Here is a 14,533-nt window from a genome sequence, read left to right as displayed (position 1 = left end):
GTGGGCGCACGGTGGGCCCGGGGAGCGGGGCGGACGGTGTGGCGGGGCCCTCCGGAGCTTCCGGAACCGCCGGGACCGCTGTGCCGGTCGGCACGGCGGAAGGCTCCATCGGCAGGTCGGGAAGGGCGGGCCTCGGGATGTCGGGCACGTGCGGGATTTCCGGCGCGGACAGCGAGGGCAGCGGCGACACCGGGACGTCCGGAACATCCGGGACCTCCGGCAGCGACGGCACGGACAGCGGGAGGAACGATTCGCCCACGGGGGACCCGTCCGCTCCACGCTCTGCTGCCGCAGTCGTGGGCTGATTCCCCCCGGGCGTACGGCCCCCGCCACCGCCGTCCTGCCGCAACGTCTCCGCGTCCGGCGAGGCGACCGCGGGCCGAGGCGCCGTACCGCCCCCGCCTCCTCCGCCGTCGAGGGCGTACGGCAGCACGAACCCCGCCACCGCAAGGGACGCCGCCGTCGAGGCGACCGCCACGGCCTGGGCCCTGCCGACTCCGCGCGGCCGTCCCCAGCCGATCAGGAACAGCGCAAAGCCGAGCGTGGCGGCCAGCGACTGCCGCAGCGTCCGCCGGGCCCGGGCCAGCAGCGACTCCACTGTCCGGTAGCTCAGCCCCATCCGCATGGCGACCTGGCCGACATCCAGGTCCTCCGACTTCAGCCGCAGCGCCTCGGCCTGCCGCGCGGGCAGCTCACCACTGCGCACCGCCAGCCACTTCGCCTCGGCCCGGTCGCACACCGCCTCCTCGACGGGCACCGGGCCGGGGGCGATGAGCGTCGGGCTGGTACGCACCTCGGCCTCGCGGTTCACCTGCCGGTAGCGGTCGACGCACAGCCGCATCGTCACCGTCGTCAGCCAGGCCGCGAGCCGCTCCTCGTCCAGATCGGGCCGCTCGGCGGCGCGCAGCATCGCCTCGTGCACCGCGTCCTCGGCGTCCTCCGTGCTCATCGACCTGCGCCGGGCCACCTTGAGCAGGTGCTCGCGGTGGCTCCACATGCGCCGCCACCGCTCGTCGGCCGCGGTCACCTCCGCAGGTATCTCTGCGGGCATGTCCGCAGGCATGTCCGTCGCCATGAGGGCCCCTTCGCGCTCGCCCACCGGTCTCGTGCTGTCCGGCGGGTGGCGACATTACCGCCCAGTATCGGCGGTTGTGGAGGGGGAGGCGGTCATCGAGTCCGCGCTGTTACTGGTGAGCGGGGCGCCGCTGGACAGCAGGTCGGCGCCGGGGAGCTCGAAGTCCGGGCCGGGGGCGGGGAGTCGTGGCTCGTCCGGCTTCTCGGGGTCGGTGGCCGGGCGGGTTCTGGTCGGGACCGGGGAGGAAGGGGCCGACCGGGTGCGCTACGAGTTCGACGTCCACTGCCCCTCCAGGCAGCGGGTCGGGTGCGGGTGACCCTGCCGCACTCCTCGTCCTCGGCCCCGGAGTCATCGGTAACGGAACGGCTGCGGTCGTACCGGGCCTCGACGGGACCGGTGGGCGGCGCACCGGTCCCGGTCCCGCCGGGGAAGCCGGGGTGGAAGCAGCCGTCATCGGCTCCGCACGCATCGTTGCCGTAACTCACGTCCAGGCCTCCCCCCAGAGCCTGCCCTCGGTGGCAAGCCACTGACGCGGGTCGGCCACGGTGACCGTGAGGTACCGCCGGATAACGGTGCGCGCCACCACATCGCTGTCCCCGTGCGCCCTGACCACCGGGCAGACGAAGCTGTAGTCGCCATGCACCCGTACCCCACCCCGCCGTGCGGCCCTCGAACGTCATGTGCCGCGCACCTTGACCACCTCACCCGGCCAGGGCAACACGTACTGCTCGACGTCACCCGGCGCCGCGGCCGGCAGCGCCGTCTCGGCGGGCAGCGGCGTCGGCGACGCGGCCGCCTCCGGCACGCCCGGCTCACGGCCGGGGATCCGGTCCAGCACCAGCGACGGCCGTATGGCGACCACCGCGAGTGCCACGGCCAGCACCACCCCGACCGCGGAACCCACCTTGCGGCGCCGAGCGGCCCGCCCGTTCGTCTCCCGCCAGGCCGGCCCGGTCCGCCACCCCGGCGGCGTCCACGGCTGCGGCTCCAGCCTCCGCTTCGACGTGTCGCGTCGACCGGCTCGACCGGCTCGACCGGCTTCGTCAGGCGGCCCAGCGCGTCGAAGGTCTGCCGCGCCGTGTGGCCCGGGGCGTCCGTGACCGCGGTCGGGTTGCCGTCCGGGGCGTAGCCGGAGGACGTGGTGCGCACGACCGCGCCCGCACTGTCCTCGTCGCTGACCTGCGTCACCCGCCCCGCCAGGTCGTACGTCGTACGGCTGGTGCGGCCCTGCGGGGTCGTCACCGACGCGGGCAGACCCGTCGGGCCGTAGGTGTACGTCGTCACGCCGCCCGCGGTGTCCGTGGCGGTGAGCGGGGCACCGCCGCGTTGTACGTGCCGGACGTCGTCAGGCCGGCCGGGCTCTTCGTCGCCAGCAGGTTGCCGGCGCCGTCATAGCTCAGCGTCGTCGTGGAAGCGCCCTGGGCCGGGCGGCCTTCGATGACGGTGGACGTGACCTGGCGGCCGAGGTCGTCGTAGGTGGCCCCGGTGCGGGCGCCCGTCGGGTCGGTCGCCGGCAGCCGCTCGCCCAGCAGGTCGCAGGTGAACGTGGCCCCTGGCGCGGCGGCTCCCGAGGCCGGGGCCGGCCCCGGCATCTTGGCCAGGTTGCCGAGCTGGTCGCCCCTGACCGGCGCTCCGGGCAACGCGGCCGGCACCGTCACGATCCTCAAGGTCAAACCGGGCACCCTGGCGTCGGCACAGGCCCTCGCCGAGTCCGACTTCGGCTGGTCGGCGGGCAGCGACGACGACACCTTCGGCATCGCGCCGGCACACTGAGCCGGGGCCATCCGGGATCCGGCCTCGCCCTCACAGTGATGGTGGCGGCGGCACACGCAGAGGCAACGAAAGCGCCCGCAATCTGCGACGACGGGATAAGGGCAGACGAGTCTGTACGCCGACTCCATCCGAGGCGCCTTTCTGACCTGCATCCGGCAAATACGAACGAGCCGGACAGACACCGGGGCCCTGCCTCAACCGGAGCCGCACCCTTTGGCGAGTGCGCGGCACGCCAATGAACAAGCCAGTGGTTTGACCTAGCAAAGCCTGTGGGTGATGTCAAGCCTGGTGGCTTTGAGAATATTCCGGATACAGTGGCTACGCTGTGAACGAGTGCGGGAGAGCGACCACTCTCCCTATTTCGGGGGATTTCCGGGGGAACGTCGAGGGGGAACTCAACTGCCCGGACCTCTGTCGTGCGTGCCTTGTAACGACTAGAGCGAAGCGAGACCATGGAGCCGGATTTCGAGCAACGCCTGATCACTGCGATCCAGCCAATCAGGGGTTTCTTTCTAGCGCAATGTCTTGAGTTCGCCATGACCAGCGGACTTCTGAGCAAACTCGGTGAAGCCTCCCCGACGGATGTGGATCAGCTCGCCAAAGACCTGGCCCTCGACCCCGAGCGGCTGACCGGATTGTTGCGCTACCTGGAAGGCGAAGGGGTGGTCACCGACTCGGAAGGGTCGCCGGCTATCACCGCCAAGGGCCGTGAGTACCTGGAGTTCCGCCCCTGGTACGAACTTCTGATCGGCGGGTACGGCGCCACCCTGCGGGAACTGCCCGAGGTCATGGCCGACCGCACCCGCTTCGCCTCGCGCAACGGCACCATGGTCGGCCTCGGCAGCTGCGGGATGAGCCGCTACGACGCCATTCCGCTGGTCAAGCGCCTCATCGACCGGCTGCCCGAGCCCCCGAGCGCCGTGGTGGACCTGGGATGCGGCGACGGCACGTTCCTGCTCGACCTGTGCGAGGGCGGCCGCCCCGGTATCGGTGTGGACCCGCACCCGGGCAGCATCGACAACGCCCGCCGCGCGGCCGCCGAGCGCGGCCTGTCCGACCAGGTCGGCTTCGTGAACGCGACGGCCGAGGACTACATGGCGCAGGTCAGGCCCGAGGCCGGGCCCACCCCGTGCTTCGTCACGGCCTTCTCCCTGCAAGAGGTCCTGGAGCAGAAGGGGCGGGACGCCGCCGTCGAGGTGGTCCGCACCGCGCTCACGCACACGCCCGGCGCCCACCTCGCCGTCGTCGAGGTCGACCACCGGCCCCTGGACCCCGCGGTACTGCGGCACGGCCTGGGCAACGCGTACTACAACCCGTACTACTTCCTGCACCAGATCACCGAACAGCGGCTGGAGACGCGCGCTTTCTGGGACGAGCTCATCGCGGAAGCGGGCGGACGCATCGTCGAATGTCTGACGACGGCCCCGGAAGTCGATTCGACAGGGCTCGAATTGGGTTACCTGGTACGCGGCCAGTAGCACCTGAAATTGGGGACAGGTACCTTCATGCCATCCGGTCTTTGGCGGCACCGGGACTTCAGGAATCTCTGGCTCGGCCAGACATCTTCGATGTTTGCGGCGAATATGGTGGCGGTTATTTTCCCGCTCCTCGCCGCGGTTTCCCTGGATGCTTCCGTATTCGAAATGGGTCTGCTTTCGGCGGCGGGCCACGTGCCATATCTCTTTGTGAGTCTCTTCGCCGGTGTCTGGCTCGACAGAAAACCGAAGCGGGCCATTATCGTGCTGTGCGACACGGCTCGCGCGCTTCTTCTGCTCGGCCTTCCTGCCGCCTCGTGGCTTGATGTTCTGAGCGTTCCTGTCCTGTTGGTCATCGCGTTGCTCGTCGGTTGCTTCAGCGTGATCGCGGACGTCGGAAGTTCCGCGATTCTGCCGTCCCTCGTCAAGCGCGACGAGCTCATCGACGGCAACAGCAAGCTGGAGATGAGTGCCTCTTCGGCCAGCGTGGCCGGAAGTGCGCTGGGCGGCGCGGTGTTCCAACTCCTCGCCGGCGCCGCATCAATGCTCATCAACACGGTGCTTTTCGGCCTCTCCGCCGTCTTCACCGCGCTGATCCGCGGCGAGCGGAAGCCCACCAGCGGCGAGGAGGAGGGGGACGATGCGGGCCAGGAGCAGAGCCATTCGATACGGCAGGACATCGCCGACGGCATCAAGTTCGTCACCGGTCACGTCACGGTGCGCACCCTGATCCTGGCCACCCTCATCATCAACTTCTTCATGGCGATCGCGGAGCCCGTCTCCCTCGTCTTCGTCACGCGCACCCTCGACATCCCGCCGTTCTCGGTCGGCCTCGTGCTCGCCGCCTCGGGCGTCGGCGCACTGCTCGGCGCCGTCATCGCGGCCCCGATGAGCCGGGCGCTCCCACTGGGCAGGCTGATCGTGCTGACCGCCTCGCTCACCGGCCTCGCCTCTCTGCTGACACCGCTGGCCACGCTGGTGCCGGTGCCCGCCGCCGTGACGCTGCTGATCGCCATGTACGTGCTGGACGCCGCCATGATCATCGTCTACAGCATCAACGTACGCAGCTACCGCTCGGCCATCACCCCCGACGCCCTGCAGGGCCGGATGAACGCGACCAACCGCATGGCCGTCATGGGCGTCATGCCGGTCGGAGCCGTTCTCGGCGGTCTGCTGGGCACCGCGGTGGGCACCCTGCCCGCGCTCGTACTGGCCTCGCTGGGCATGTTCATCGCCCCCGTGATGCTGGCCTGCTCGCACGTGCGCACCGTCAAGAGCGTCCCCGTGCTCGAAGAGGAACCCCGGCCGGACGAACCCCAGGCGGAGGAGGAGCGGGCATGAGCGGACAGCTGAGCGGCCGGGTCACCGAGGATCCCAGCGCCCTCGTACGGGAGTTGGTGCTCGACCCGCAGTTCCGCTACGAGACACGCACCCTGCTGCCCTCCTACGTGGCGATCGAGAAGGCCATCGTCGCCGAGTACCTGAGGATGGGCCTGATCGACGCCGAGCAGGCCCGCACCCTCGGCGGCCTCCTGGACGACGTGACACCCGAGCGCATCGAGGACGCCCGCCAGCAGAACCTGTCCGACATCGCGCTCGCCCTGGAACGCACCGTCACCGAAGGACTCGCGGCACCCGTGCCCGTCTGGCACGTGGACCGCAGCCGCAACGACCTCCAGGCCTGCGCGCAGGTGATGTACGCCAAGCAGCGCCTGCGGGAGACCGCCGGGCAGCTGCACGCCCTCGCCGACGCGGCCCGCCGCCTCGCCGAGCGGTCCGTCGACGTCCTGATGCCGGGCTACACACACTTCCAGTCGGCGCAGGTCATCAGCGCGGGCTTCTACTTCGCCGCGCTCGACGAGCGGCTGCTGCGCCGCTCGCGCCGCCTGCTGTTCACCTACGACGCGATCGACGCCTGCCCGCTCGGCGCGGGCGCCCTGTCGGGGCAGGAACTGGCCTGGGACCGTGAGCGCATCGCCCGCCTGCTGGGCTTCGAGCGTCCCGAACCGCTCGCGCTCACCGCCGTCGCCTCCCGCGAATGGGCCCTGGAGGCCACCGCCGAACTGGGGCTGCTCGGCGCCACGTTGAGCCGGTTCTGCACCGACCTGCTGATGTGGGCCGGCAGCGAGCACGGCTTCCTCGACCTGCCCGACGCACTGTCGGGGATCTCCGCGTCCATGCCGCAGAAGAAGAACTACCCCCTGCTCGAACGCATCCGCGGCAAGACCGCCCACCTGGCCGCCTTCCACGTGGACGCGCTGCTGGGCCAGCGCAACACCCCGTACACCAACCTCGTGGAGGTCTCCAAGGAGGCGGGCGCACATGTGGCGCAGGCCTTCGACACCGGCCGGGACGTGCTGAGGCTGTTCACGGCCGTCCTGGAGGGGCTGCGGCTGCGCGAGGACAGGCTGCTCGCGGCCTGCGAGAAGGAGTTCTTCGGCGGGTTCACGCTCGCCAACCAGCTGACGCTGCGGCACGACATCCCCTGGCGTACCGCCCAGGTGATCGCCGGAGGCTATGTGCTGGCCGCGGTGCGCGCCGGACACACCCCCGAGGAACACGCCCCGGACGTGCTGCGCGAGATCGCGGCCGGACACGGGCACACCGTCGACGCCGTCGACGCCGAGGCGCTGCTCCAGGACGCCTTCGACGTGCGGCGCGCGCTGCGGCGGATGAGCTCGGCCGGCTCCGCCCACCCCGACCGGGTCGGCGAGGTCCTGGCCGCGCAACAGCAGGACGCGAAGGTTCTGGCCGACGCCTGGGCGGTACGTGCCGACGCGGTGCGCACCGCCCGGGCGACGACGGACCGGGCCCTCGGCCTCGTCACCGATACGGAGTGAGCGGATGCGGGGGGACACGATAGACGAGGGGACGGCACACGCGCCGCCGGCCACGACCTGGGCCGCGCAGGCGGCCCTGCCGGTCGGCACCGGGTCTGCGGTGGGCACCTTCGGTGAACTGCTCCAAGGGGTCCTGCCGGATCACCGGCACTTCCTCGTGACGCTGCCGATCACCGCCGGCAGCACCGCGCGGTTCCGCTACGCCGACGACGCCGGTGGCATCACGGTCGACGCGCCACGCAAACAGAAGTCGGCGCACGCGGCCGCACTCGCGCTCAAGGAGCTCGGCCGGCCCGGCGGCGGACGGCTGCTGCTCACCAGCGAACTGCCCGAGGGCAAGGGTCTCGCCAGCTCGTCGGCGGACCTCGTCGCCTCCGTGCGCGCGGTCGCCGACGCCTTCGGCGTGACCTTCCCCGCCGCGACGGTCGAATCGCTGTTGCGCGAGGTGGAGCCGTCCGACGGGGTCATGCACGACGAGATCGTGGCCTTCCTGCACCGCGAGGTGCGCCTGCACCGGCGCCTCGGTCACCTGCCCCGTCTCGTGGTCGTCGGCTACGACGAGGGCGGCCAGGTCGACACCGTCACCTACAACCGGCACGACACCCCCGTGCTCGCCCGAGCGCGGGCCGAGTACGGGCAGTTGCTCGACACCCTGACCGCCGCCGTCGCCGCTCACGACCTGCGCACCGTGGGCCGCGTGGCCACCCGCAGCGCCGAACTGCACGTGCGCACCCGACCGCGGGCCGCGTTCGCGCCGTTGCGGCGGGCCTGCGAGGAAGCCGACGGGCTCGGCGTCGTCATCGCGCACAGCGGCACCATGCTCGGTGTCCTCCTCGCCGGCGACGACCCGGAACTGGAGAGCAAGACCGTCCACCTGCGCGCTCACTGCGCCCGCCTGGGCGGCACCAGCTCCCTCTACCACTACGCGCCCGGCACGACCGCGCCGCACCCCGCGACCGAGGAGAACGGCGATGTTCTTTGATGCCATGCACGACGCCATCGGTTCGACGCCGCTGGTGCGACTGAAGCTGGACGCCGCCCCCGGTGTGGAGGTGTGCGCCAAGCTGGAGATGCACAACCCGTTCGCCATGAAGGACCGGGTCGCCCGCAGCATGCTGCTGGAGGCCCGACGCCTCGGCGTGCTGCGGCCGGGCGCCCCCGTGATCGAGAGCTCGTCGGGGACGATGGCCCTGGGCATCGCCCTGGTCGGACGCTCCCTGGGACACCCGGTGCACATCGTCACCGACCCGCGGATCGACACCATCACCCTCGCCAAACTGCGGGCGCTGGGCTGCGAGGTCCACGTCGTGGAGCGCATGTCCAGCCACGGCTGGCAGAGCGCCCGCATCGAGCGCCTCGAACAGCTCAGAGCGGATCTGCCCGGCGCGTTCTGGCCGCAGCAGTACAGCAACCCCGACAACCCCGGCGCCTACCGTGAACTCGCCCAGGAACTCGTCACGGACCTCGGCACCGTCGACGTACTGGTCGGCTCCGTCGGCAGCGGCGGCTCGCTGTGCGGCACGGCCCGCGCGCTGCGCCGCCACAACCCCGACCTGTACGTCGTCGGCGTGGACTGCGTCGGCAGCGCCCTGTTCGGCCAGCCCGACCGGCCCGGACGACTGCAGAGCGGCCTCGGCAACAGCCTGCAGCCCGCCAACCTCGACGCGTCCCTGCTGGACGAGGTGCACTGGCTCAACGACCACGAGGCGTTCGCCGCGACCCATGAACTCGCCCGCGACCAGCAGATCTTCGCCGGGAACACCTCCGGGTCGGTCTACCAGGTGCTGCGGTACCTGGCCCGCACCAGCGAGCCGGGCCGCCGCGTCGTCGGCATCTTTCCCGACCGCGGTGACCGCTACGCCGAGACCGTCTACAGCGACGACCACTGGCAGCAGCACCGGCTCACCGGACTCGAACGCGCCGAGCAGCCCACGCAGGTCACGTACGGCACCGAGGTGCACGCCTGGTCGCGGGCCCTGCTCGCGGACGCCCGGCCCACCCCGCGCACCCTCCTCTTCGTCGAGTCGAACACCACGGGCACGGGCATGGCCGCCCTGGGCCTGGCCCGCGAGATGGGCTACACCCCGGTGTTCCTCACCAACGACCCCGAGCGGTACGCGGGACTGGCCGACACCGGCAGCGAGATCATCGTGTGCGACACGAACACGCTGCCCGCGCTGCGCGAGACGGTGCAGGCCCGCTTCCGCCGCGACCAGATCGCCGGAGTGACGACCACCAGCGACTTCTACGTGCCCGCCGTAGCCGAACTCGCCACCTGGCTGGGCGCTCCCGGCAATCCGCCCGAGGCCGTGCGGATCTGCCGGGACAAGGCCCGGCTGCGCGAGACGCTGGACCGGGCGGGAGTGCGCCAGCCCCGGTTCGTGGCGGTGCGCGACGCCGCCGCCACCGCGGCGGCCGTGGCCGACGTGGGCCTGCCGTGCGTGGTCAAGCCCGCCGACGACTCCGGCTCCACCGACGTACTGCGCTGCACCACCGCCGAGCAGGCCACCGCACACGTCGAGCACATCCTGAAGCGGACGGTGAACGCGCGCGGACTGCCCATGGCCGGTACGGCCCTGGTCGAACAGCTCGCCGACGGGCCGGAGTTCAGCGTCGAGATGTTCAGCACCGAGGGCCACCACCACTGTGTCGGCGTCACCGCCAAGACGGTCACCGGCACCCCGCACTTCGTCGAGCAGCAGCACCTCTTCCCGGCGCCGGTCGCCGCATCGGTCGCCGCCGAGCTGGAGCGCACCGTGCGCGCCGCGCTCACCGCGGCGGGCATCCGGTTCGGGCCCACCCACACCGAGGTGCGGCTGCTGCCGGACGGGCCGGTGATCATCGAGATCAACCCGCGGCTGGCCGGCGGCATGATCCCGGAGATGATCCGGCTCGCCACCGGCACCTCGCTGCTGGAACAGCAGGTGCGCGCCGCGACCGGTCAACAGCCGCGCCTGGAAGCCCAGTTCACCCGGCAGGGCGGCATCCGGTTCCTGATGGCGGACCAGGCCGTACGGCTCGCCGCCGTCGAGGGCGTCGAGCGGGCCGCCGCGATCGCCGGGGTGGAGCGGGTGACGGTGACAGCACGGCCGGGCGCCGAGGTGCGGCCCGCGACGGACGCCTACGGACGGCTCGGCCACATCATCGCGACGGCCGAACGCCCCGACGAGATCGAGAAGATCCTCGACGCCGCCGAGGGCGAGATCCGCTTCCGGTGAGCGCGGGCGCGAGGCCCGCTTCCCGCAAAGGGTGCCGAGACCCGCTGACGAACCCGTCGGCGTCCGCCTCGACGTACCCCGTCGGCGCGCGCGCCGACGACCGCCGACGAACTCAGGGCCGACGGAAAGGGGCTGGGTGTGCAGCAGACAGACGAGCCGCAGGAACGCTTCCACGTCGTCGTCAACGACGAGGAGCAGTACTCGATCTGGCAGGAGGGCAGGCCGCTGCCCGCCGGCTGGAACGCCACCGGGCACAGCGGCACCCGGGACGAGTGTCTCGGCAAGGTCGCCGAGGTGTGGACCGACATGCGGCCGCGCAGCCTGCGCGAGCGGCACGGGGAGGCGACGTGACCCCGCAGCTCTCCGCGCTGCAACGGCGCCTGAACATCGCCGAGTCACGGCCCGGCGAGGACTGGCTCGTGCTGGTCGAGAACGTGCCCGAGTGGCCGCGCACGGCGTCCCCGCAGGCCACGACGACCCACACCGACCACCCCGGCGCGCCCTTCGGCTACGCCCCCTCCCAGGGCCACCCGCGGCTGACGGAGGCGCTGGTCAAGCGGGAGCACGAGGTGTCCGCGAGCCGCCTGGTCGACGAGTCCCACGTGCTCGTCACCGCGGGCGGCATGCACGCCGTGGGCCTGGTCCTGCGCGACCTGGCCGCGCGCGGATTCCGCAAGGCGGTGCACACCACCCCGGTCTTCTGCGGGGTGTACGACAGCATGAGGGCGGCCGGAATGCGCGCGAAGGCGCTCCAGCTGACCAGCACGGCACACGATCTCGCCGTCTTGGAGGGCGAGTTCACCGAGCCGACCGTCGTCTACGTCAACCTGCCGCACAACCCGACCGGCGAGGTGCTGCGCCACGAGTACGTCGACGTGCTGCGCGCCCTGGCCGCCCGGCCCGACGTGCACGTGGTCTACGACGCCGTGTACGACTCCTTCGACTTCGGCCCCGACCGCTGCCCCACCCCGGTCGACCTCGCCGTCGAGGAGGGGGGGCTGACGATCGTCAACTCCGTCTCCAAGAACTACGGGCGCCCCGGCGACCGGGTGGGCTGGATCGTGGCCGCCCAGGAGAACATCGCCCGGCTCGTGCCGCGCCTCGAATGGGAGGCGGTGGCCGTCAACGGGCGGGCCCAGCTGGACGCGGTGGCCGCGATCGACCGCGGCAACGCCGAGCTGGTCGAAGGGGTACGGGCGGGGCGGGCCGCCGCGCTCGACCACGCCCGGGAGACGGGCGGGGCCGGGTCGTTGCCGCCGGGCGGCACCCAGCTCTGGCTCGACCTGCGCGTCGCCGACATCGAGCGGTTCGCCGACTTCGCCCTTGAGCGGCACCACCTGGTGCTCACCACCTCGGCGAACTACGTCCCCGTGGTGCGCGGGCACATCCGGTTCCCCACCGGCATCCCCGCCGAGCGGATGCGGCGGGCCCTCACCGCGCTGCACGAGGCGCTCGACGACTGGCGCACCCACGAGGCGAAAGGAAAGGTCGCTCATGTCGGTAGCCGTTGACGGGCGCGAGGCGGCGAAGCGGTACTGGCAGGACGCCTTCACGGGACTCGCCACCCGCGAACGCGCCTTCCCGGCGGCCCGCCGTGCCGACGGCGCGCAGGCCGCCGGGGCGCCCATGGAGTACGTGGAGTACGTGGAGTACGCCCTGACGCTCGGCTCGCGGCGGGCCGCCCGCCTCACGGCCGCCGCCGAACGCTGGGGTGTCGCCCCCGACACGCTGGCCGACGGCGTCTGGGCCGTGGCGCTCGCCCTGCGGTCGGGCCGTGACGACGTGGTGTTCGGCCACGTCACCGCGGGCGGGGAAGCGGTGCCGCTGCGGGTGCGGCTCCCCGCCGGGCGCCCGGTGTCCGCATGGCTGCGGGAGCTGAGCGCCCAGCGGCGGGAGGCGCGGCGCCACCTCGGCGTGGGGCCCGAGGACATCCGGCGCTGGGCCGTCGGCGGCGACGGCGAACTCTTCGACAGCATCGTCTCGTCGGAGCCCGCGGACGGGCCGGGTACCCCGGTGGCGCTGCGCGTGCGAGGGGACGCCGCACCGCGGTTCGTCGTCGAGGCGGTGCCCGAGGCGCTGTCCGCCACGGCCGCCGCCGAACTCCTCGACGTACTCGACCGGGCGACACAGCGGCTCGCCGCCGACCCGGAGCCGCTGCTCGGCGACCTGATCGCGGCGGCGAGCGGAGTGCTGCCGTTGGCCGCGACGGGCGGCGTCCGCCCCGGCGCCGGGGCGGACGCCCTGATGTCGGCGGGCACCCGCGAGGCGCTGCTCGACACGGTGTGCCGCGACGATGACGAGGGCGACACGTTCGTGCCGGTGCAGGAGATGTTCGCGGCAGCGGTCAGGCAGTGGCCGGACGCGATCGCGGTCGAAGCTCCCGACGGCGAGCTGACCTTCGCCGACCTGGACGTACGGGCCCGCCGTCTCGCGGCCCGCCTCGAGTCCCGGGGCGCCGGTGCCGAGACCGCCGTGGCCGTCCTGACCGAGCGCACCGGCGAGCTGGTGGCCGCCGTACTGGGGATCTGGGCGGCCGGCGCGGCCTTCCTGCTGGTCGACCCCGGCGAGCCGGAGCGTCGTACGCAGCAGAAGCTCGCGCTCGCCGGCGTACGGCTGGTCGTCGCCGACGCCGCCCACCAGGAGGCGGCGGCACGCCTTGGCCCGCCGGTCGTCGCGGTGACCGACGACACCGAGCCCGGGGAGGTGCCCGCGTACGCGCGGCCGCTGCCCCGGCAGCTGGCCTACGCCGTGTTCACCTCGGGCTCCACCGGAAACCCCAAAGGTGTCCTCATCGACCACCTGGGCCTGGCCGAGCACGTGCACACCCAACTCGCGCCCGTGTACCGGCGCGTGAGCCCGGACGGGAGCGGGCTGCGGGTCGGCGGGGCCGCCCCCGTCACCTTCGACTCGTTCATCGACCAGATGCTGCCCATGATCACCCTCGGGCACCGTCTCGTGCTCTTCGACGAGATGCAGCGGCGCGACCCCGGCAGCTTCCTGACCCGCGCCCCCGGCACCGAACTCGACGTCGTCGACTGCGCCCCCTCGCAGCTGGTGCTGCTCGTCGAATTCGGTCTGCTGCAGACCCCGTTGAAGCTGCTCGTCTTCGGCGGTGAGAAACCCGGCGCGCAGTTGTGGGACACGCTGCGGCAGGCGCGTGTGCACGCGGTCAGCGTCTACGGCGCCACCGAGTGCTCCATCGGCTCCGTCGAGGCGGACGTGCACCGCGACGCGCGGGTGTGCCTGGGCCGCCCGGCCGGCTCGGGCACCGTCTACGTCCTGTCGCCGGAGCAGAAGCTGCTGCCGCCGGGACTGGTCGGTGAGATCTACCTGGGCGGCCCCGGCGTCGGGCGCGGATACGCGGGCGACCCGGCGCACACCGCCCGTGCCTTCCTGCCCGACCCGTTCTCGAACCGGCCCGGCGCCCGCATGTACCGCACCGGCGACCTCGGCCGGGTGGCGCCGGACGGACGTCTGGTCTTTCTCGGCCGGGTCGACGACCAGCTCAAGATCAGCGGCTACCGCATCGAACCGGCCGAGATCGAGGCCGCCCTGGACGCGGTGACGGGTGTGCGCCGCTCCGCCGTCCTGCCGGTGCGGTCGGCGAGCGCCGACCGGCTCGTCGGGTTCGTCGAGTGCGCCGAGGACTTCGACGCCGAGCGGGCCACGGCCGAACTCGCCGCCCGGCTCCCGTCGTACATGGTGCCCAAGCGCCTGATCCCCGTGGACACGCTGCCGTTGACGCCCAACGGCAAGGTCGACCGTAAACAGCTCGCCCGAGGGGTGGAACCGCATGAGTGACCGCACATCGCCACCGGTGACCCGGCTCAGCGCAGCCGACAGCCCGGTCGTCCTCGGTGACGCCCGGCTCTCCGCGGCCGAGCTGCACACCCGCATCACCCGCCTGCGCACCGTCCCGCTGACCTTCGAGGGGCCCCGCGGCGACACCACGCTCGACGTCGCCCTCGACCCCGACCGCACCGCCGTGGACGACGCCGACTTCACGGCCGGTACCGGGCGGCTGCACCTGGAGGGCGAGCTGACGCTCGACGAGACGCCCCTGCGCTGCACGGCCGACGTCGACCTGGCCACGCGCCGGGGGACCGGAAGGCTGCGGGTTTCGCGACGTTCGACTCAGGAGACGGTGTGAGC

Annotated in this window: 14 protein-coding genes; 11 read left to right on the top strand and 3 right to left on the bottom strand. The window is 72.3% G+C overall.

Annotated elements, in window-relative coordinates; translation table 11 throughout:
• Together AOQ53_RS18140 and AOQ53_RS46345 are read right to left on the bottom strand one after the other, a co-directional pair.
• On the bottom strand, positions 1–1,075 hold a 1,075-nt coding region (locus AOQ53_RS18140; protein WP_059418566.1), incomplete at its 3' end, for an RNA polymerase sigma factor.
• 676 nt (positions 1,076–1,751) lie between these two features.
• Positions 1,752–1,949 (bottom strand): hypothetical protein, encoded by a 198-nt coding sequence (locus AOQ53_RS46345; RefSeq protein WP_148640347.1) that lies wholly within the window; start codon positions 1,947–1,949, stop codon positions 1,752–1,754.
• Positions 1,950–2,213: 264 nt separating this feature from the next.
• On the opposite strand from AOQ53_RS46345, the gene AOQ53_RS47400 reads away from it, so the two are divergent.
• Complete coding sequence (locus tag AOQ53_RS47400; protein ID WP_269085455.1) at positions 2,214–2,345, top strand: hypothetical protein; 132 nt, start codon at positions 2,214–2,216, stop codon at positions 2,343–2,345.
• 10 nt (positions 2,346–2,355) lie between these two features.
• On the opposite strand, the gene AOQ53_RS44695 is transcribed toward AOQ53_RS47400, so the two are convergent.
• A complete protein-coding gene (locus AOQ53_RS44695) occupies positions 2,356–2,667 on the bottom strand; it encodes a hypothetical protein (RefSeq protein WP_059418559.1) in 312 nt (103 codons plus the stop codon).
• A gap of 10 nt (positions 2,668–2,677) precedes the next feature.
• Here AOQ53_RS44695 and AOQ53_RS44690 point away from each other — a divergent pair, with 10 nt between their 5' ends.
• The 10 genes from AOQ53_RS44690 to AOQ53_RS18080 all read left to right on the top strand — a co-directional run bounded on the left by AOQ53_RS44690 (position 2,678) and on the right by AOQ53_RS18080 (position 14,531).
• Entirely contained in the window at positions 2,678–2,848 is a 171-nt protein-coding gene (locus AOQ53_RS44690; RefSeq protein WP_167745732.1) for a hypothetical protein, read from the top strand.
• Positions 2,849–3,300: 452 nt separating this feature from the next.
• A complete protein-coding gene (locus AOQ53_RS18120; RefSeq protein WP_059418558.1) occupies positions 3,301–4,326 on the top strand; it encodes a 2-ketoarginine methyltransferase in 1,026 nt (341 codons plus the stop codon).
• Positions 4,327–4,353: 27 nt separating this feature from the next.
• Positions 4,354–5,664, top strand: coding sequence for an MFS transporter (locus AOQ53_RS18115; protein ID WP_059418555.1), 1,311 nt, complete (start codon positions 4,354–4,356; stop codon positions 5,662–5,664).
• Entirely contained in the window at positions 5,661–7,163 is a 1,503-nt protein-coding gene (locus tag AOQ53_RS18110) for an argininosuccinate lyase (protein ID WP_059418554.1), read from the top strand. Before AOQ53_RS18115 ends, AOQ53_RS18110 begins: the two co-directional genes overlap by 4 nt.
• A gap of 4 nt (positions 7,164–7,167) precedes the next feature.
• Positions 7,168–8,145, top strand: coding sequence for a GHMP family kinase ATP-binding protein (locus tag AOQ53_RS18105; RefSeq protein WP_059418552.1), 978 nt, complete (start codon positions 7,168–7,170; stop codon positions 8,143–8,145).
• Complete coding sequence (locus tag AOQ53_RS18100) at positions 8,135–10,381, top strand: pyridoxal-phosphate dependent enzyme (RefSeq protein WP_059418551.1); 2,247 nt, start codon at positions 8,135–8,137, stop codon at positions 10,379–10,381. The genes AOQ53_RS18105 and AOQ53_RS18100 overlap by 11 nt, the downstream gene beginning before the upstream one ends.
• A 138-nt stretch (positions 10,382–10,519) precedes the next feature.
• Positions 10,520–10,732, top strand: coding sequence for an MbtH family protein (locus AOQ53_RS18095; protein WP_059418549.1), 213 nt, complete (start codon positions 10,520–10,522; stop codon positions 10,730–10,732).
• Positions 10,729–11,892 (top strand): beta-methylarginine biosynthesis bifunctional aminotransferase, encoded by a 1,164-nt coding sequence (locus tag AOQ53_RS18090; RefSeq protein WP_059418547.1) that lies wholly within the window; start codon positions 10,729–10,731, stop codon positions 11,890–11,892. The genes AOQ53_RS18095 and AOQ53_RS18090 overlap by 4 nt, the downstream gene beginning before the upstream one ends.
• The gene (locus tag AOQ53_RS18085; protein WP_059418544.1) at positions 11,876–14,182 is read left to right on the top strand and encodes an amino acid adenylation domain-containing protein; all 2,307 of its coding nucleotides are present in this window, start codon (positions 11,876–11,878) and stop codon (positions 14,180–14,182) included. Before AOQ53_RS18090 ends, AOQ53_RS18085 begins: the two co-directional genes overlap by 17 nt.
• Positions 14,175–14,531 carry an MbtH domain protein gene (locus tag AOQ53_RS18080; RefSeq protein ID WP_148640346.1) on the top strand — a complete coding sequence of 119 codons (357 nt, stop codon included), beginning with the start codon at positions 14,175–14,177 and terminating at the stop codon, positions 14,529–14,531. Before AOQ53_RS18085 ends, AOQ53_RS18080 begins: the two co-directional genes overlap by 8 nt.
• Positions 14,532–14,533: the final 2 nt, after the last annotated feature.

This window comes from Streptomyces azureus (genome assembly GCF_001270025.1).
GTDB classification, from domain to species: domain Bacteria; phylum Actinomycetota; class Actinomycetes; order Streptomycetales; family Streptomycetaceae; genus Streptomyces; species Streptomyces azureus.
The sequence above is the reverse complement of the archived record's forward strand: the minus strand, read 5'-3'. Positions and strand labels throughout refer to the sequence as shown.

Bases quoted from the DNA above. Each gene is read 5' to 3' on its own strand.
- AOQ53_RS18100 (WP_059418551.1), top strand. From the start codon at position 8,135: ATGTTCTTTGATGCCATGCACGACGCCATCGGTTCGACGCCGCTGGTG.
- AOQ53_RS18105 (WP_059418552.1), top strand. From the start codon at position 7,168: ATGCGGGGGGACACGATAGACGAGGGGACGGCACACGCGCCGCCGGCC.
- AOQ53_RS18120 (WP_059418558.1), top strand. From the start codon at position 3,301: ATGGAGCCGGATTTCGAGCAACGCCTGATCACTGCGATCCAGCCAATC.
- AOQ53_RS18080 (WP_148640346.1), top strand. From the start codon at position 14,175: ATGAGTGACCGCACATCGCCACCGGTGACCCGGCTCAGCGCAGCCGAC.
- AOQ53_RS18115 (WP_059418555.1), top strand. From the start codon at position 4,354: ATGCCATCCGGTCTTTGGCGGCACCGGGACTTCAGGAATCTCTGGCTC.
- AOQ53_RS18085 (WP_059418544.1), top strand. From the start codon at position 11,876: ATGTCGGTAGCCGTTGACGGGCGCGAGGCGGCGAAGCGGTACTGGCAG.
- AOQ53_RS18110 (WP_059418554.1), top strand. From the start codon at position 5,661: ATGAGCGGACAGCTGAGCGGCCGGGTCACCGAGGATCCCAGCGCCCTC.
- AOQ53_RS44695 (WP_059418559.1), bottom strand. From the start codon at position 2,667: ATGCCGGGGCCGGCCCCGGCCTCGGGAGCCGCCGCGCCAGGGGCCACG.